Raw genomic sequence first — 18,005 nt, 5'->3', positions numbered from 1 at the left:
CCGCGCCGCAGGTTCACAGCGTCGGGCCGGCGGGCTTCAAAGCCTCGGGCCCCGCGGCATCACAGGAGCCGACGGCATCACAGGAACCGGCGGCTGCGCAGGAACCGGCGGCCTCACAGCGTCAGGTCCAGCAGCTCCGCGGTCTCCTCGCCCAGGCTCCGCGCCAGCCCGTCGAGGTCCGGCACCGCCTTGCCGTCCGCGACCAGCCCCACGTGCACCAGCCCCCCGTACGCGGTCAGCGCCACCGCCAGCGACTGGCCCCTCGCCAGCGGGGCCATCGGATAGATCGCGCTGAGCGGGCAGCCGCCGAGGGAGAGCGCGGAGCGCGGCAGCGGGACGCTGGTGACCAGGATGTCGAAGAGCATCCGGGCCGCGCCCCCGGCGAGCGGTGCGCCGAACCGGTGGGCCAGCGGCGGCAGCTGGTCGGCGAGTACGGCGAGCGCTCCGGCCCCCCGCAGCGGTCCGGCCGCCTTGTTGCGGTCCATCGCCGTCCGTACGGCTTCCAGCCGGGCGCGCGGATCGGCCTCGGCGACCGGCAGTTCCAGCAGATAGGCGGAGAGCCGGTTGGCCGAGCCGGGCGGGCCGCCGGGTCGGCGGCGGGAGACGGGGACCAGGGCGCGCGGCCCGGCGGCGGGCAGCGGATCGCCGCGCTCCGCCGCCCAGCGGCGCAGTGCGCCCGCCACCACGGCGAGCAGCACGTCGTTGGCCGTGCCGCCCGCCGCCTTGCGCACCCGCCGGACATCCTCCAGTTCGAGTACGGCGGTGCCGAGCCTGCGGGTGCCGCTGGGCCCGGCGGTGAGGGCGGGCAGCCCGCGCGGATCGAGGCGGCTGGCCCGGACGATCGAGGCCCCGACGCCGACGGCCCGGCCGAGATCGTCGATCCGGTCGAGCGCGAGGCCGAGCAGCCGTCTGGGGTCGGCGGGCCCGGGCCGCTCGGGCGCGGGGCGCGCCCGGCGGAGCGCGGCCCCGGCCGGGGCGGCGATCTGGTCGAAGACGCCCGCGCCGATGGCGACCGCGCGCATTCCGTCGGCGAGCGCGTGGTGCAGTTTGACCAGCACGGCGAAGGCCCCGTCGGGACGGCCGGTGAGCAGATGCATCTCCCAGGGCGGCAGCCCCCGTTCGAGCGGCCGTTCCATGAGTTCCCCGGCGATCGCGGTGGCCGCCGCGGTGAAGTCGTCCCCGGGCAGCCGCAGCCGGTGGACATGACGCCGTACGTCGAAGTCCTCGTCGGCCCGCCACGCGGCGCCGCCGACCGGCAGCAGAACGTCGCGTACCCGCATCCGGAGGCGGCGGATCGCGGCGGCGCGGGTCGCGAGCAGCTCCCAGATCGCGTCGCCGTCGGCGGTGTCGTCCGCGGGCGCGAAGAAGGCGAGGGCTCCGAGGTGCATGGGGTGGCCGTCGGACTCCAGATGCCAGAAGGCCAGGTCCAGGGGGGCGAGAAGCTCGCTGCTCACGGTGTCCTCAAGGGGCTGGAACGGGGGCTGGAGGTAAACGATGTCCGAAATGCCGCCGGGAAGGATGTCCTACAGGGCCGGGGAATCGCAGTCAATCGCTCTCGGTCGATTACGGGCAAGTACGTTCCGTTCACGTTCCGCCGGCCCAGTGCGGGCCGCCTTTGACCGGCCGCGGGGGCCGGCCGGGTCCGGCCCGTCATCCGTCGTCGGCGCGGTCCGCGCCCGGCCGGTCCCCCACGCGGAACTCGCACCACACGCACTTTCCGGTGCCGCGCGACTCCACGCCCCAGGTGTCGGCCAGCCGGTCCACCAGCAGCAGACCGCGGCCCGAGACCCCGGACTCCCCCGCGTCGCGCCGCCTCGGCAGCGCGCTGGACCGGTCCTCCACCTCGACCCGCAGCCGCCGCACCTCCCCGGAGAGGACCCGGGCGGTGACGATCGCCCCGCCGTCGGTGTGCAGCAGCGCGTTGGTGATCAGCTCGTCCGCGGCGAGTTCGATCTCGTCGGTCCGGCGGCCCGCGCCCCACGCCCGTACCGCCGAACGGACCATGTGGCGGGCCGAGACGAGCGCCTCGGGGTCGTTCTGCGCGACGTGCTGCTGGAGCCGCCCGCCGGTCTGCGGGGTGACGGCGCCCTGGCGGCGCAGCAGCAGTATCGCCACGTCGTCGTCGCCGCCCCGCTCGTCCACCACCTCGCACAGCCGGTCCGCGAGCCGCTGGAGATCGCGCGGTCCGCCGCGCACCAGCGAGGTGAGCTGCTGCATCCCGTGGTCGAGGTCGAAGCCGGGCTGCTCGACCAGGCCGTCGGTGTAGAGGAGCAGGGTCTGTCCGGGATCCAGCTCGACGGTGGAGACGGGGTACTCCAGCCGGCCGAACTCCGCCGAGAGCCCCAGCGGCAGTCCGCCCTCCACGGGGATTCTGCGGCAGCTGCCGTCGGTGTCGCGCAGCAGCGGGTCGACATGGCCCGCGCGGACCACCTGCACCACTCCCGTGGACAGGTCGGCCTCGGCGTACATGCAGGTGGCGAAGCGGTCGGTGTCCAGCTCATGGAGGAAGACCGAGGCGCGGGCCATCACGGTGGCCGGGGTGTGGCCCTCGGCCGCGTACGCCCGCAGGACGATCCGCAGCTGCCCCATGACCGCCGCCGCGTCGGTGTCGTGGCCCTGGACGTCGCCGATGACCGCGCCGACCCGGCCGCCGGGCAGCGGGATGATGTCGTACCAGTCGCCGCCGATGTCCCGGCCCATCCTGGCCGAGCGGTAGCGCACCGCGATCTGCGCGCCGGGCACCTCGGGGATCCTGCGCGGCAGCATCGCCTGCTGGAGCCCCTCGGCGAGATCGTGCTCCTGGTCGTACAGCACGGCCCGCTGGACGCTCTGGGCGATGCTGCTGCCGAGCGCGACCAGCACATCGCGCTCCTCGGCGCTGAAGCCGGTGCGGTCGCTGTAGAGGAGTCCGAGCGCGCCGATCGGGCGGGCCTGGGCGATCAGCGGGAGGTACGCGGCGGCCTTGATGTCGAGGGTGTCCAGATGCGGCCAGAGGATCGGGTAGGACGCGGCGAAGTCCTCGCGGGACTCGATGAAGAGCGGTGCGAGGGTCCGCACCACCTCGCTCATCGGGTACGCGTCGTCGACATGGGTGTAGCGGGTGCCGGGGATGTACGCCTCCTGGGGCCCCTCGGCGACCAGATGGATCCTGCCGCCCGCCTCCAGCAGGCCCATCACCAGGCTGGCCGCGCCGAAATGCTCCAGGCCGTGGACGTCGCGCAGGACGTCGATCACGTCCTGCACGGTCCGGGCGTGGGCCAGGGCGGCGGTGGTGGACTCGACCACTCCGGTCTGGCGCCGGCGTGCGGCGTCGGCCTCCGTCCGCGCGGCGGAGTCGGCCAGTTCCTCGGTGGCCTCCCGGACGATGCCGATGATCCGCAGGGGGCGGCCGGTGTCGTCCCGCTGGACATGGCCCTGGGTGTGCGTCCAGCGGAGGCCGCCGTCGCCGTGGCGGAAGCGGAAGTAGACCCCGTAGTCCTCGCTGCCGTCCTTGAGGACGCTGGCCACCTTCGCGTCCAGCCGGGCGGCCTCCGCGGGCGGCATCCGGGCGGTGAGGCTCTCGCGGCGGCCGTCGTAGTCGTCCGGTCCCAGTCCGAGGACCCGCAGGGCGGTCTCGTCCAGGTGGCAGAGCCCGCTGGCCAGGTCCCAGTCGAAGCTGCCCATGCGGGTGAGGGCCAGGCTCGCCTCGGGGCCCGCCGGCCAGTCGTCGGGAAGGGACAGAGCCCCCGCTGCCCGCTCAACCATGGAGCCACTCTGTCATCATTTGTCGGATTCTTCGACTGTCTGTGGTCTCTCAGCCCGCGAAGACGCCGGGATCGTCCTCCGGCGCCCCCGCGGGAAGGAGCAGTTCCGGGTCGGACTCCGGGTCGTCCTCGCCGGGCGACGTCAGATCGTCGCCGGGCTGGAGGTCGTCCGGCACGGGGTCCGTACCGGAGCCGGGGTCGGAGCCGTCGCCGGGGTCGGCGGGCGGCAGGGGCGGCTCGGCCGGTACGCCGGGGTCGGCCGGGGGCACGGCCGGCGCAGTCGCGGCCGTGGAGGGTCCCGAGGACGCGGCCGGGGCCGGGGTCCGTGAGCGCGAGGCGGCGGGCGGATAGCTGTAGAGGTCGTCCCGGGCCTCGGGCGGGATCACCTCGGGCCTGCTGTCCCGCTCCCCGTCGGTGCCGGTCTCCCGGTCGATCCAGCTGCTGTCGAGGACGTCGACGATCACCAGCCGGTCGGCGACCCGCTCGGCGGGCTCGATGACGACGATCCGCTCCGGCGCGTAACCGGCCCAGGGTCGGCCGCGGTGGACGACCGGCCCGTCCGCGGCGACCGGCGGATTCAGCGGGTTCCCGCCCGCGCAGCGCACCCGGGGCGTGCCGCGCCGGTCGACCAGCACGGCGGTGCCCGCCTGGAGCACGGACTGCCGGGAGACGTCCGAGCCGTCGCGGAAGCCGTGGGCGGTGACCCGGGTGTCCGTGCGCAGGACGACCGGGGTGAGCCCGCGCAGGAAGCCGGACAGACCGGCGGGGGAGACGCCCGCGCCCCGGGCGAAGGCGCGGGCCTTGTCGCGGGACTCTCGGACGAGGTCGAGCTGCCGTCCCGCGTCGCAGTTGCCGACGGCCTCGACCCCGCCGTAGAGGCCGGGCGTGCCGCCGGAGAGGGTGCGCAGGGTCTGCGCGCGCAGCGGGGCGCCGCGCGTCCCGGCGTCGGGGGCCGGGGGGCGGGGGGCCGGGGCGGAGAGCGCTCTGACCGTCGACGCGGTGTACGGGTCGGGCCCCGGCGCGGCGACCGGCTCCAGGAGGATGTCCTCCTCGGCAGGGCTGTCCGCGACGGGGTCCGTGCCGCATCCGGCGAGCAGTGTCGCGAGACAGACGCCGGCGACCAGGGCGACGGCGGCCGACCGGCGGCCGCGCGGTACGGGAGCGGTGGGCGGGGCGGGCGGGCCGGACCGGGCGGACGGGGAGGCGATGCCGGGCGGAGAGGCGGGGCCGGGCGGGGCCGCCCGTCGGCCGGGCACCGGGGACCAACGACGACGCGTCGCGGTGCCGCGACGACGAATGGGACGCACGTACCTCTCCCGCCTGCTCACCCTGCTTCGGTCACTCAAGTTCTCCCGGACTCCCCGGGCCCCCGCCACTTGAACGCGTTCAGCCGGGTGCGTACGCTCGGAGCCAATCGAATTGAACATGTTCAGATCTGGGGGGTGCGCATGGTGTCGGCGCTGGTCAGCATGGTGGGGCGGACGGCCGGATCGGCCCTCGCACGGCTCGGGTCCCCGCGTCCGTCCGCCGGACGGCCCGCACCCGTCCGGCCGGTGTTCAACTATCCGGAGGTCGGCGCGACCCGGCTGGGGCCGCTGCCCGGCGGCTATCGCCCGCTGCACCACACCGCCCCGGTCGGGCACGGCCGGGCGGCCTTCGAGGCGGCGGGCGCCGCCGTGCTCGACTGGCGGATGCACCGCCGGTCCGGGGTCCGGCTGCGCGCCACGGCGGCGCGCGCCGAGCCCGGCGTCCGGGTCGGTCTCTCGATCGGGCGGGGCCCGCTGCGGATCGGCGGCCGCTGCGAGGTGGTCTGGACGGTGGACGACGACCGGCGGGCCGGCTTCGGCTACGGCACGCTCACCGGGCATCCCGAGTGCGGCGAGGAGTCCTTCGTGGTGGATCTGCGGGACGACGGATCGGTCTGGTTCACCGTGACGGCCTTCAGCCGTCCGGGCCGCTGGTACACCCGCGCGGCCGGGCCGCTCGTCCCCCCGATGCAGCGGGGGTACGCCCGATGGCTCGGCCGCACCCTGCGCGGGCTGGCCGCCCACCCCGATACTGGAGGCGATGGAGTGGTTCGGCGACGGTGACTACTGGCTGAGCCGGCTGGTGTTCCAGCGGGCTCTCGCCGCCGTGTATGTGGTCGCCTTCCTGAGCGCGGCGCTCCAGTTCCGGGCTCTGATCGGCGAGCGGGGCATGCTGCCGGTCCCCGATTTCGTCCGCCGGGTCCGGTTCCGCGACGCCCCGGGGCTCTTTCGGCTGCGCTATTCGGACCGGCTGTTCGCGTTCTGCGCCTGGACCGGGGCGGCGCTCTCGGCGGCCCTGGCGGCGGGCGCGGCGGACCGGCTGCCGCTCGCGGTGGCGATGGCCTGGTGGGCGGTGCTGTGGGCGCTCTATCTGTCGATCGTCAATGTGGGACAGACCTGGTACGGCTTCGGCTGGGAATCGCTGTTGCTGGAGACGGGTTTCCTCGCGGTGTTCCTCGGCAACGAGCGGACCGCGCCGCCGGTGCTGATCCTTCTGCTGCTGCGGTGGGTGCTGTTCCGGGTGGAGTTCGGCGCGGGAATGATCAAGATCCGGGGGGATCGGTGCTGGCGCGATCTGACCTGTCTCTACTACCACCACGAGACCCAGCCGATGCCGGGCCCGCTGAGCTGGTTCTTCCATCGGCTGCCCCGGCCGCTGCACCGGGTGGAGACGGCCGCCAGCCATGTGGTGCAACTGCTCGTCCCCGTGCTGCTGTTCACCCCGCAGCCCGTCGCGACCGCCGCCGCGGCCGCCATCGTGCTGACCCAGCTCTGGCTGGTGCTCTCGGGCAACTTCTCCTGGCTGAACTGGCTGACGATCGCGCTCGCCCTGAGCGCGGTGGACGGCTCGCCGATCGCCCGGCCGCCCGCGCTGCCCGCCGCCCCGCTCTGGTACGAGATCACGGTGATCGCGGTCGCCGCCGTCCTGCTGGTGCTCAGCTACCGTCCGGCGCGCAATCTGCTCTCGCGGCGGCAGCGGATGAACCGTTCCTACGATCCGCTCCATCTGGTCAACGCCTACGGGGCGTTCGGCACGGTGGGGCGGGTGCGGATGGAGCTGGTGGTGGAGGGCACGGTGGAGACACGGATCCACGAGGGCGCCGTCTGGCGGGAGTACGGCTTCCGGGGGAAGCCCACGGATGTGCGCCGGATGCCGCGCCAGTTCGCCCCGTACCATCTGCGGCTCGACTGGATGATGTGGTTCGCCGCGCTCTCGCCGGCGTACGCGCGGCCCTGGTTCGGCCCGTTCGTGGAACGGCTGCTGGCGGGCGACCGGGACACGCTGCGGCTGCTGGGGCACAACCCGTTCCCCGGGGAGCCGCCCGCGTACATCCGCGCCCGGCTCTACCGCTACCGGTTCACGACCTGGCGGGAGTTGCGGACGACCGGCGCGTGGTGGCGCCGGACACTGGTACGGGAGTTCCTGCCGCCGACCCGGCTGAGCCGCTGAGGGCCCGGGGCCGGTCCGGGTACGACGGCGCCCCCGGCCGTCCGGCCGGGGGCGCCGTCGCGGCGGGCGGGCTCAGTCGACGCCCTGCAGGATGTGCGGCTCCGCGAGGTCGTCCTCGTACCCCGCGAGGCGGATGGGCGCCGATCGGGCCCAGACTTCCAGGCTGCCCAGCTCGTCCGGCCGGCGGGTCCGCTCGCGGATACGTTCCGGCGGTCTCTGGTCGTTCTTCTTGACTTCAGTTGTCACCGCGCACTCCTCTGTGTCGCGTAACTGGGACAGGGCGGTTCGGTCGCGGTGGCGCCGGCTCTCTGGCGGGACCGCAGCCTGGTTGCAGACGTGTCCCAGGACGGCCAAAAGGCTTTCGTGAACCCTTCGGTGGCGTCCGTGCACCTCAGATTAACCAAATGAGCAGAGCATCGCTCGATGGGGCCTTGAATTCCGCTTGATTCCGGCCAACGGGTCATCCACATAACGGATTTGTGGTCGTATTGTCGGCTCGACGGGGAACCCGGATGGAGTAATCGACGTCACGGCCGAGGGAGTCAGCCCTCGTTCGGCTGTCCGGGTGACGCGCGAAGGGGCGAACCACGAGGACGAAACGAACTAACCGGATGAATCACGGCGGGTCGGCGGCGTTGAACGGCCGACGGACGGCGGTACGAGGGCGGGCAGCGGGGCTCCCGGGCTCGTACCGCCGTCCGTCGGGGGGCGGCTGTGGTGTGCGGACTACCAGTTCGCGGGGGCGTAGTCCTTGAGGAAGCAGCCGTACAGATCCTCGCCGGCCTCGCCGCGCACGATCGGGTCGTAGACCCGGGCCGCGCCGTCGACCAGGTCGAGCGGAGCGTGGAAGCCCTCCGCGGCGAGCCGCATCTTGTCGGGGTGCGGGCGCTCGTCCGTGATCCAGCCGGTGTCGACGGCCGTCATGAGGATGCCGTCGCTCTCGAACATCTCCTGGCCGCTGGTGCGGGTGAGCATGTTCAGGGCCGCCTTGGCCATATTGGTGTGCGGATGGCCCGCGCCCTTGTAGCCGCGGCTGAAAATGCCCTCCATGGCGGAGACGTTCACGACATACGTCCGGCGCGCCTCGGCGGCGGCCATCGCCGGGCGGAGCCGGCTGATCAGAATGAACGGCGCGGTCGAATTGCAGAGCTGGACCTCCAGCAGCTCCACCGGGTCGACCTCGGAGACCGTCTGGATCCAGCTGTTGGTGTCGTGCAGATCGGGGACCAGCCCGCCCGCGTCGATCGCGGTGCCCGCCTCGATCCGCGCGGGCGTCGCCGAGCCCGAGACCAGGGCGAGACCCGTCACGTCGTCGGCGCTCAGGCCCTCGCGGGCGGCGGAGGGCAGCGCGGCGACCGAGTCCACGGAGCCGCTGCCGAAGGTGCCGATGATCTGCGCGGGCGGCAGTTCGCCCGCGGGCAGCGGGGCGGACTCGGCGGCCAGCAGCTCGCGGTAGGCCCCCGGGGAGCGGCGCACGGTCTGCGCGGCGTTGTTGATCAGGATGTCGAGCGGGCCTTCGGCGGCCACCGAGTCGGCGAGGGCCACGACCTGGGCCGGGTCGCGGAGATCGATGCCGACGATCTTGAGGCGGTGGATCCACTCGTCGCTGTCCGGCATCGCCTTGAAGCGGCGGATGGCGTCGTTGGGGAAGCGGGTGGTGACCGTGGTGTGCGCGCCGTCGCGCAGCAGGCGCAGCGCGATGTACATGCCGATCTTGGCCCGGCCGCCGGTGAGCAGGGCGCGCTTGCCGGTGAGGTCGGTGCGGGCGTCGCGGCGGGCGCGGTTCTCGGCGGCGCACTTCTGGCAGAGCTGGTGGTAGAAGGCGTCGACCTCGGTGTAGCGGCTCTTGCAGATGTAGCAGGACCGGGGGCGCTGGAGTATGCCCGCGATCTCGCCGGTGACGGAGGTGGAGGGGAGCAGGCCCTCGGTCTCGTCGTCGATCCGCTCGGCGGAGCCGGTGGCGGTGGCCTCGGTGACCGCCCGGTCGTGAGCGGTCTTGGCGGCGCGGCGCTCCTGGCGCCTGCGCTGCTTCACCGTGCGGTAGATGCCCGCCGTGGCCCGGCGCACCATGATCGCGTGCGGGTGGTCGACGTCCAGCTTGTCGAGCTCGTCGAGCACGCTCAGGCAGACGGCCAACCGCTCCGGGTCGATTCCGGGGCCGTGGATGGGGTTGTCCTCTGTCACCGTCATGGCGTTGGCGTTCCTCGATCACTCACGAGCTGCGGGGTTTCAAAAGCGCAACTTTACTGAGCGAAAGGGTGACGACCAAATGGCGGGCCCGGGGGCCTCGCGGGGCGGGGCGGGGCGGGGTGCGGTGCGCTGCCCGCGCCCGGGCGCACGGTCCGTCCTCAATCGCCGGACGGGCTGCCGCCCCCGCCGAGCGCCCCCGCGAGGTCCCGCACCCGGGGTCAAGGTCCGTCCTCAAACGCCGGACGGGCTGAGATGGCCAAGGCCCGTCCTCAAGCGGCGGACGGGCTGGGGGGCGCGGCAACCACTCCCGCGAAGCCCCCGCACCCGGGCCCAAGGTCCGTCCTCAAACGCCGGACAGGCTGAGATGGCCAAGGCCCGTCCTCAAGCGGCGGACGGGCTGGGATGTCCAGGGTCCGTCCTCGAGCGGCGGGCGGGCGAGGATAAGCGGCGGACGGGGTGGAATCGAGGTGGCGCGCCTCAAGCAGCGGATGGGCTTGGGTGCCCTCAAGGGGCGGGCGCGACGGAGTGGGAGGCGGAGGGCTGAGGGCTGAACGAGCGGCACGACTTGAGCCCGTCCGGCGATTGAGGACGGACCCCGACGCCCCGAGAGCAGACACCCCGCAGGACCCGTGCCCCCGAGTCCCCACACACCCCAGCCCGTCCGGCGATTGAGGACGGACCCCGACGCCCCAGGAGCAGGCACCCCGCAGGGCCCCTGCCCCCGAGTCCCCGCCGCACCTGAAGGCGAACCCCGCCGAGCCGCTCACCGCGACCCCGGGTGCGAGGGGCCCGTGAGGAGTTCGGTGTAAAGGGCGTGGGTGCGTCGGGCGGCCTGGTCCCAGGCGAAGTCGCGGACCGCGCGACGCCTCCCCGCCGCCCCCATCCGCGCCGCCCCGCGCGGATCGTCCAGCACCCGGTTCACCGCCTGGGTGAGCCCCGACTCGAAGTCCTCGGGACGCCGCGCGTCGTACGGCACGAGCAGCCCGGTCGTCCCGTCGTCCACCACCTCGGGAATCCCTCCGACGGCGGAGGCGACCACCGCCGTACCGCACGCCATCGCCTCCAGATTGACCATCCCCAGCGGCTCGTGGAGCGACGGGCAGACGAAGACCGTCGCATGGCTGAGGAGCTGCACGAGCCGGGGCCTCGGCAGCGTCCCGGTCATCCAGTGCACCCCGTCGCGCACCCGGTCCAGCTCCGTCACCAGCTCCCGCACCTCGTCGTCCTCGGCGGTCGCGCCGGCCGGCCCGGTGCACAGGACGAGCTGGGCCTCGGGGTCGAAGGTCCGCGCCGCGCGCAGCAGGTGCGGGATTCCCTTGCGCGGCGCGACCCGGCCCACGAACAGGGCGTACGGCCGCTCCGGGTCGATCCCGGTCCGCTCCAGCGTGTCGGTGCCGTGGTCGGGACGGAAGAGCGCGCTGTCGACGCCGCCGCAGATGACGCGCACCACGGCGGGGTCGAGGGCGGGATGGGCGGCGAGGATCTCCTCGCGCATCCGGCGGGAGACCGCGACGACGGCGTCGGCGGACTCGATCGCGGTGCGCCGGGCCCAGTGCGCGAGGGCGCGGGCGCCGCCGGGCGGGGCCTCCCCGGTACGGGCCTCCCCGGGCGGCCGTTCCCCGCCGGGCCGGGGCAGCTCCAGGGAGTGCGCGGTGATCACATGCGGGATCCCGTGGAGGAGTTTGGCGAGATGGCCCGCGAGCGAGGCGTGCCAGGCGTGGGAGTGGACGAGGTCGCGGCCCGCCAGCTCCGCGGCCATCGCCAGATCCACGGAGAGGGCGCGCAGCGAGGGATCCGCTCCGGCGAGGGAGGCGGCCGGGCGGTGGCGCAGCACCCCCTCGGCCTCGCCGTCGCCCCAGCAGTGCACCTCCAGGTCGGTGAGCGCGCGCAGCTCCCGGGCGAGGAACTCCACATGGGCCCCGGCGCCCCCGGAGAGGTCCGGCGGGTATTCGCGAGTGAGCAGTCCCACTTTCACCCCCCGATGGTCACCCACCCCGGGCGCGCGGGGAAGACCGTCCCGCCGCCCCCCCCTGCCGCCCCCTGGAAAATCCACCACGGTCGCCCGGGGAGGACGGCCGCCGCCCCCGTCACGCTCCCCCGCGCCCCGGCGGGCGGTCGAAGACGCAGTCGCCGCAGAGGCCGCCGCGCGGGGCGCGGTAGTAGAGGCAGCAGCTGTTGCGCCGCATTCCGGGGCCGTGGACCGTGCCGGACAGATCGGGGTGGCGGAAGAGCAGGGCGGCGAGGGCCGCCGCGCGTTCGGCGACGTCGCCGCGGCCGGTGTCGCGGCTCCAGGCGTCGATCTGGCGTACGGCGGAGGCGAGGGCGGAGCCGGCGTTGCCCCGGAGCAGTCGCCGGGAGACGGGGGTGTCGCGGCGCAGCGCCTCGGCGAGGGGTGCGAGGTGCGCGTCCTGGACCTGCGCGCGGAGGGCCTCGGCGGTGGCGGGGAGCGTACGGGGCCCGTCCGCGAGGTCGAGCCAGAGGTCGTCGGGCGTGGTCCCCTCGGGGGACCAGCGCAGCCGGGCCGGGTCGAGGTCGGGGAGGCGGCCGTGGAAGGCGGCGGCCCCCAGCGCGACGGACCAGAGCCGGGCGGCCAGGCCCAGTTGGGCGATGGAGGCGGCGACGCGCCGCTCGGGCGGGGTGTGGCGGGCGGCGACGAGGTCGACACGGCGGGTGAGGGGGCCGGTGTCGCCCGCGTACACCTCGGCCAGCGGCACCCCCTCCGCCCCGCCGCCGGGGGCGTCCCCCGAGGTCCGCAGGGCGAAGAAGCCGCCCATCGTGTCCAGCTCCCGAAGATCCACGCGCCCCGCCCCGGCTGTCTCGTTTGTCACTCGTCGGTGAGTGCGATGGCCAGCCTAGTCAGGACCGTGCTTCTGGCCACCCCCTCTGACCTGCTCCGCAGTCGCCGAGGGGACTTTTGGCCTACGCTCGTACTCCGTCGGCAGTACGTCCAAATGCCTGCTCAAGGACGACGACGTGACCGCCGAACAGGGAGATCGTGGTCTCTATGAGTTCCCTTGTGCTGGCAGTGGTCCTGTCGCTGGTCTCCGCGGTCGCGTACGCGGCCGGGGCGATCATGCAGGAGCATGTCGCCGCAGCCTCCCCCGCCCGGCCGTACGCCCCGCTGCACCACGCCGGGTGGTGGCTGGCCGTCTCGCTGAACGGCGTCGGCGCCGTCCTGCATGTGATCGCGCTGGCGTACGGCCCGCTCAGCGTGGTGCAGCCGCTCGGCGCGCTCACGATCGTCTTCGCGCTGCCGATGGCGGCGCTGTTCGTGGGTCGGCGGGCGGGCGCGACCGCGTGGCGCGGCGCGCTGCTGGCGACGGTGGGCCTGGCGGGTCTGCTGGCGGTGGCCGGGGACACCGGTTCGCACACGCTGGGCACGGGGCAGCGCGGGGTGCTCACCGCGGTGACCCTGGGCGTCGTGGCGCTGCTCTTCCTGATCGCTCAGACCATTCACCGGCCGGTGCTGCGCAGTGTGCTGCTGGCCGCGTCCGCGGGTGTGGCCTTCGGTATCGCCTCGGTGTTCACCAAGACCGTCGCGGTGGACTGGGAGTGGTCCCGCCCGCTGGAGCAGGGTTCGAGTCTGGCGGTGATCGGGGGGCTCGCGCTCGGCGGTCTGCTGCTCTCCCAGGCGTCGTACCGGGGTGCGGGTCTGGCGGCCCCGCTGGCGACGGTCACGGTCGTCAATCCGGTCGTCGCGGCGGTCGTGGGCATCACGATGTTCGGCGAGAGCTTCCGTTACGGGGTGCTGGGCGCGGTGCTGGCGCTGGGCTTCGGGGTGGTGGCCGCGGCCGGTCTGATCCTGCTCACGACCGAGCGGCTGGCCGCCGAGGAGGGCGCCCGCGGCGGCGGGGCGCCGGGCGCGCTGCCCGCCCCGGAGGCGTCGGCGGAGGGGACGGCCGACGGGGATCCGGCGGCGCGCCCGGCGGAGCCGGGCACGGCCCGGGGGGCGCTCCCCCGGGCCGTGCCTCCGCCGACGCACCCGGTGAAGGCGTTCCCCGCGCCGGCCGATCAGGGCTCGGAGCGGGTTCCGCAGGAGTCCGGGTCGGGGCCCCGGGTCCGGCCCGAGCCCGCGTCGGAGGCGCGGATCGGACCGGAGCCGGCGTCGCGGTTCCGGCCGGCCTCAGATCGAGACGCCGCCCGCGCGGAGATAGGCGAGGGGGTCGATGTCGGATCCGTACCCCGGACCCGTACGGACCTCGAAGTGGAGATGCGGTCCCGAGCTGTTGCCGGTGGAACCTGAGCGGGCTATCCGCTGCCCGGCGGCGACCTGCTGCCCCGAGCGCACGGTGAGCGCCGAGAGGTGCGCGTACTGGCTGTATCTGCCGTCGGTGTGACGGATGACGATCTGGTAGCCGTACGCGCCGGCCCAGCCGGCGGAGACGACCCGGCCGGAGGCGGCGGCCTTGACGGAGGTGCCGGTGGGGACGGGGAAGTCGACGCCCGTGTGATAGCCGCTGGACCAGGAGGAGCCCGTCTGGCGGTAGGCGGTGCCGGTGGCCGCGTCGACGGGGGAGCTCATCCGGGCGGCCCGGGTCGCGGGGCGGTCGGCGCTGACCCGCTTGGCCTCCGGCTCGGCCTGCTTCTTCTTCGCCTGCGGCGCGGTCCGCTGCCCGGTTCGCTGCTCGGCCCGCTTCTCGGTCGGCGCGGCGGTCGGCTTCTTCGTCTGCGGCGTGCTCTGCTGCGGGGTCTGCTGCTTGAGCCCGGGACCGCCCCGGGGCGTCTCCTTCGCCGGATCGGGCTTCTTGAGGTCCGTGCCGCCCGGGGGCTGCTGGGGGACCTGCTTCTTCGGCGGCTTCGCCGTCTCCCTGGGCTTCGGGCTCTCGCGGGTCCTCGGCGGCGGTGTCTTCGTGCCCGCCTTCGGGGCCTCCATCCGGATGACCAGACGCTGGCCCGGGTGGATCAGATCGGGGTCGGGGCCGACCTCGGAGCGGTTCTGCGCGTACAGCTTCGGCCAGCCGCCCCGTACGTCCTTCTTCGCGGCGATCTTGGAGAGGGAGTCGCCGGGGGCCACCGTGTAGCCCTCGCGCCGGGTGGGCACCGAGGTCGGCGAGGCCTGCTGCTGGACGGTCGGGCGGGGAGCCGTGGACGCGGGGCCCTTGCGCTCGCCCTGGGCGCTCTGACCCGTGGCCCGGTCGGCGTCCTGACGGCGTTCGGGCGAGACGGCGGGTGAGACGGCCGGCGAGTCGCCGCCCCGGGTGAGACCGGCGCGGACCGAGCAGTTGGGCCAGGCGTCCGGTCCCTGGCCCTTGAGGACCCGCTCGGCGACGGCTATCTGCTGGTCGCGGCTGGCGAGGTCGGCGCGCGGGGCGTACTCCCGGCCGCCGTACGCCTCCCAGGTGGACTGGCTGAACTGGAGCCCGCCGAAGTAGCCGTTACCGGTGTTGATCTTCCACTGGTTGGTGGACTCGCAGGCCGCGACCTTCTCCCAGACGTCCGAGGAGGCGGCGTTGGCGGAGCCGGCGCCGACCAGCGGCAGCGCGATGCCCGCGCCGCCGGCGGTGATGGTGAGAGAGGCCCGGTTGAAACGGCTCGGCTGGTATTTGCGGTGCCGACCGGTTGCGGTCATGTGAGTCTCCCCCACGGAACAGTTCTGCCACATTACGAATGGGTCACGTCCAGCGGTCAACTTAAGTGCTCGAATTGCGCGGTGACAAGGGCTCATGGCGGGCGCACTGCGGCAGATCCGGGCAACCCCCGCACCGGCCCCGCCGCGTGCGCGACCGCCCGGGCGCACCGGCGGCACGGCGTACGCGGGCCTCGGGGCGCACCGGGCGCGCGGTGCGCGCGACCCGCCGGGGCGCACCCCAGCCGGGGGCGATCGCCCTCCTGACCCGTCGGAGCTACTTGGCGGAACCCGGAATGCGCGGGGGCCCGCGGCACTTGAGGATCAGTGAAGGGGAGCGATCTCGCAACGCACGACCAGGAGCGCATGATGAGTGGAACAGCCCAGATCGGTGTCACCGGACTCGCGGTGATGGGCCGCAATCTCGCCCGCAACTTCGCCCGCAACGGCTTCACCGTGGCCGTGCACAACCGGACCGCGGCCCGGACCCGGGCGCTGGTGGAGGAGTTCGGCTCGGAGGGCGCGTTCGTCGCCGCCGAGTCGCCCGAGGAGTTCGTGGCGGCGCTGGAGCGCCCGCGCCGACTGGTGATCATGGTCAAGGCGGGCGGGCCGACGGACGCCGTGATCGAGGAGTTCGCGCCGCTGCTGGAGGAGGGCGACGTCATCATCGACGGCGGCAACGCCCACTTCGCCGACACCCGGCGCCGCGAGAAGGAGCTGCGCGAGCGCGGCATCCACTTCGTGGGCGTGGGCGTCTCCGGCGGTGAGGAGGGCGCGCTGCACGGCCCGAGCATCATGCCGGGCGGCTCCGCCCAGTCGTACGAATCGCTCGGACCGCTGCTGGAGAAGATCGCGGCGAAGGCCCCGGACGGCACGCCCACCGTCTCGCACATCGGCCCGGACGGCGCGGGCCACTTCGTGAAGATGGTGCACAACGGCATCGAGTACGCCGATATGCAGCTGATCGCCGAGGCGTACCATCTGCTGCGCTCGGTCGCGGGCTACTCGCCGGAGCGGATCGCGGAGACCTTCCGCACCTGGAACACCGGCCGGCTCGACTCGTATCTGATCGAGATCACGGCGGAGGTGCTGGCCCATACGGACGCGGCGTCCGGGAAGCCGTTCGTCGACATCGTCGCCGACCGGGCGGAGCAGAAGGGCACGGGCCGCTGGACCGTGCAGATCGCGCTCGATCTGGGGGTGCCGGTCTCCGGTATCGCGGAGGCGGTCTTCGCCCGCGCGGTCTCGGGGCACGCGGATCTGCGGGCCGCATCGCGCGGGCTGCCGGGGCCGACGCCGAAGGCCCTGGACGAGGCGGAGGCCGAGCGCTTCGCCGCGCGGGTCGAGCAGGCGCTGTACGCGTCCAAGATCGTGTCGTACACCCAGGGCTTCCACCAGATCCAGGCGGGCAGCGAGGAGTACGACTGGGACATCGACCTCGGTTCGGTGGCGGCGCTCTGGCGGGCGGGCTGCATCATCCGGGCGGCGTTCCTGGACCGGATCAGGGGCGCGTACGACGCGCGTCCCGAGCTGCCGAGCCTGCTCTCGGACAAGGGCTTCGCGGACGAGATCGGCGCGGCGCAGGACGACTGGCGCGAGGTGGTCGCCACGGCGGCCCGCGAGGGGGTTCCGACGCCGGGCTTCTCGGCGGCCCTCGCCTACTACGACGCCCTGCGGGCGGAGCGGCTGCCGGCCGCGCTCACCCAGGGGCAGCGGGACTTCTTCGGCGCGCACACCTACCGGCGGACCGACCGGGAGGGCTCGTTCCACACTCTCTGGGGCGGTGACCGCTCGGAGATCTCCACGGACTGACGCGACGGACCGCCCCGGGCCCGGGTTCCGCACCCGGGCCCTTGGGACGTGCGGCCCTTGGGACGTGCGGGCGACCGGGCGGTCCGGGCGGGCTCAGACCGGGCCGGGCGCGGGCTCCGGCTCCGGCGAGGGCTCGGGGCCGGGCGCGGGGGGCCTCGGCACCGGGTCCGGCGTCGGGACGGGCGGCGGCGAGGGGGTGGGCACCGGGCCGGGGAGCGGTCCGGGCGGCGGGACCGGCGGTCCCGGCGGCGCCGGGGCGGGCGGGGGCGGTACGGGCTGGGTCATGCTTGTCCTCCAGGGTTCGGAGTCGTGCGTTCCCACTGTCTCCCGGTCCGCGTTCCCGCGCGCGCGGGATTCACACGGCGGCGACCGGAAGAAGATCCTCCGCCAATCGCGCCCAGTGTGCGCCCCGCGCCGGGCTGCTGTGCGGGCCCTGCGCCGGGCGCACGCCGGCCCGGCGCGTCCTGCGCGGACCGTCCGGCGACCGCTCACACCCCCGGAGCCGGTGTGCCGGCCTCCTTCCGCGCGCGCAGCCCGCTCGCCGCCACCGCCGCGCCCAGTCCCGGCCGGGGGCTGGAGAGGACCCGTACGGCCGTGGAGGTCCGCGCGGCGGCGTCCGCCATCGACGCCTGGGCCAGCACGATCGCGTCGGCGCCCGCCTCGGGCACCGCGTCGACGGCGGCGGCCACGGCGTCGAGATAGCCGTCCCGGTCACCCGCCAGAAAGCGCCGCCACGCCCCCGCCGCCAGCACGGTCCGCAGCTCCACGTCCCCGGCCTCCTCGCGGATCAGCGCGGCGGTGGGGGCCAGGGTGCTGTCGAGCGCCGCCACGACCACGATCCGGCGGCCGGCCCGCGCAGCCTCGGCGGCCATCGGACGGTCGACCCGCAGCACCGGCGCGCCGACGGCCCCGGCGCTCGCCTCGGCGACGGCGCCCAGCGTGGAGCAGGTGCACAGCACCGCCCCGGCTCCCTCGGCGACGGCTCCCGCGATCACCTCCGCGACCTGCCCGGCGACCGCCTCGGGGCCGAGCGCCACGGCCCGCTCCAGCAGTTCCTCGTGGACGAGATGGCGCAGCGGCGTGCCGGGGTGGTCCCGGTCGCGCAGGGCGTCGAAGACCGGGACATGGACGGGCGAGGTGTGCAGCAGGGCGAGCATGAGGGACAGCGTAGGGACGCTCCCGGAGCGCTCACCACCGACCGGAAGCGCTCACCACCG

The 18,005-nt window shown here is 74.4% G+C and carries 13 protein-coding genes; 4 read left to right on the top strand and 9 right to left on the bottom strand.

Translation table 11 applies throughout. The annotated features are described in order from the left end of the window. Nucleotides 1-113 precede the first annotated feature (113 nt). The 3 genes from ACF089_RS04555 to ACF089_RS04545 all read right to left on the bottom strand — a co-directional run bounded on the left by ACF089_RS04555 (nucleotide 114) and on the right by ACF089_RS04545 (nucleotide 4,999). A complete protein-coding gene (locus tag ACF089_RS04555; RefSeq protein ID WP_392021755.1) occupies nucleotides 114-1,454 on the bottom strand; it encodes a wax ester/triacylglycerol synthase family O-acyltransferase in 1,341 nt (446 codons plus the stop codon). A gap of 196 nt (nucleotides 1,455-1,650) precedes the next feature. Beyond that, nucleotides 1,651-3,744, bottom strand: coding sequence for a SpoIIE family protein phosphatase (locus ACF089_RS04550; RefSeq protein WP_392021751.1), 2,094 nt, complete (start codon nucleotides 3,742-3,744; stop codon nucleotides 1,651-1,653). Nucleotides 3,745-3,793: 49 nt separating this feature from the next. Then, entirely contained in the window at nucleotides 3,794-4,999 is a 1,206-nt protein-coding gene (locus ACF089_RS04545; RefSeq protein WP_392021748.1) for a DUF6777 domain-containing protein, read from the bottom strand. Between the two features lie 186 nt (nucleotides 5,000-5,185). Between ACF089_RS04545 and ACF089_RS04540 the strand changes: the two genes are divergently transcribed. Further along, on the top strand, nucleotides 5,186-5,833 hold the full coding sequence (locus ACF089_RS04540; RefSeq protein ID WP_392021746.1) for a DUF1990 family protein: 648 nt from the start codon (nucleotides 5,186-5,188) through the stop codon (nucleotides 5,831-5,833). Further along, nucleotides 5,811-7,220, top strand: a complete 1,410-nt coding sequence (locus tag ACF089_RS04535; RefSeq protein ID WP_392021743.1) for a lipase maturation factor family protein — start codon at nucleotides 5,811-5,813, stop codon at nucleotides 7,218-7,220. Before ACF089_RS04540 ends, ACF089_RS04535 begins: the two co-directional genes overlap by 23 nt. Before the next feature lie 72 nt (nucleotides 7,221-7,292). On the opposite strand, the gene ACF089_RS04530 is transcribed toward ACF089_RS04535, so the two are convergent. From ACF089_RS04530 to ACF089_RS04515, 4 genes are all read right to left on the bottom strand, one after another. Further along, nucleotides 7,293-7,466, bottom strand: coding sequence for a hypothetical protein (locus tag ACF089_RS04530; protein WP_392021740.1), 174 nt, complete (start codon nucleotides 7,464-7,466; stop codon nucleotides 7,293-7,295). 480 nt (nucleotides 7,467-7,946) lie between these two features. Then, entirely contained in the window at nucleotides 7,947-9,410 is a 1,464-nt protein-coding gene (locus tag ACF089_RS04525) for an SDR family NAD(P)-dependent oxidoreductase (protein WP_392021737.1), read from the bottom strand. A gap of 763 nt (nucleotides 9,411-10,173) precedes the next feature. Then, entirely contained in the window at nucleotides 10,174-11,385 is a 1,212-nt protein-coding gene (gene glgA, locus ACF089_RS04520; protein WP_392021734.1) for a glycogen synthase, read from the bottom strand. Between the two features lie 112 nt (nucleotides 11,386-11,497). Continuing rightward, on the bottom strand, nucleotides 11,498-12,208 hold the full coding sequence (locus ACF089_RS04515) for a (2Fe-2S)-binding protein (RefSeq protein ID WP_392023343.1): 711 nt from the start codon (nucleotides 12,206-12,208) through the stop codon (nucleotides 11,498-11,500). 206 nt (nucleotides 12,209-12,414) lie between these two features. On the opposite strand from ACF089_RS04515, the gene ACF089_RS04510 reads away from it, so the two are divergent. Continuing rightward, a complete protein-coding gene (locus tag ACF089_RS04510) occupies nucleotides 12,415-13,653 on the top strand; it encodes a DMT family transporter (RefSeq protein ID WP_392021732.1) in 1,239 nt (412 codons plus the stop codon). Here ACF089_RS04510 and ACF089_RS04505 read toward each other — a convergent pair. Next, nucleotides 13,534-14,979 carry a transglycosylase family protein gene (locus tag ACF089_RS04505; RefSeq protein ID WP_392021731.1) on the bottom strand — a complete coding sequence of 482 codons (1,446 nt, stop codon included), beginning with the start codon at nucleotides 14,977-14,979 and terminating at the stop codon, nucleotides 13,534-13,536. The two genes, ACF089_RS04510 and ACF089_RS04505, sit on opposite strands and share 120 nt — an antisense overlap. 366 nt (nucleotides 14,980-15,345) lie before the next feature. On the opposite strand from ACF089_RS04505, the gene gndA reads away from it, so the two are divergent. Then, entirely contained in the window at nucleotides 15,346-16,788 is a 1,443-nt protein-coding gene (gndA, locus tag ACF089_RS04500) for an NADP-dependent phosphogluconate dehydrogenase (protein ID WP_392021729.1), read from the top strand. Nucleotides 16,789-17,276: 488 nt separating this feature from the next. Here the strand turns inward: gndA and ACF089_RS04495 are convergent, their stop codons facing one another. Next, on the bottom strand, nucleotides 17,277-17,945 hold the full coding sequence (locus tag ACF089_RS04495) for an aspartate/glutamate racemase family protein (RefSeq protein WP_392021727.1): 669 nt from the start codon (nucleotides 17,943-17,945) through the stop codon (nucleotides 17,277-17,279). Between the last annotated feature and the right edge of the window lie 60 nt (nucleotides 17,946-18,005).

The organism is Streptomyces sp. NPDC014894 (assembly GCF_043080985.1).
In the GTDB taxonomy this organism is placed as follows: domain Bacteria; phylum Actinomycetota; class Actinomycetes; order Streptomycetales; family Streptomycetaceae; genus Streptomyces.
Note: the sequence above shows the minus strand (reverse complement) of the source record. Positions and strands in the feature narration are given on the sequence as shown.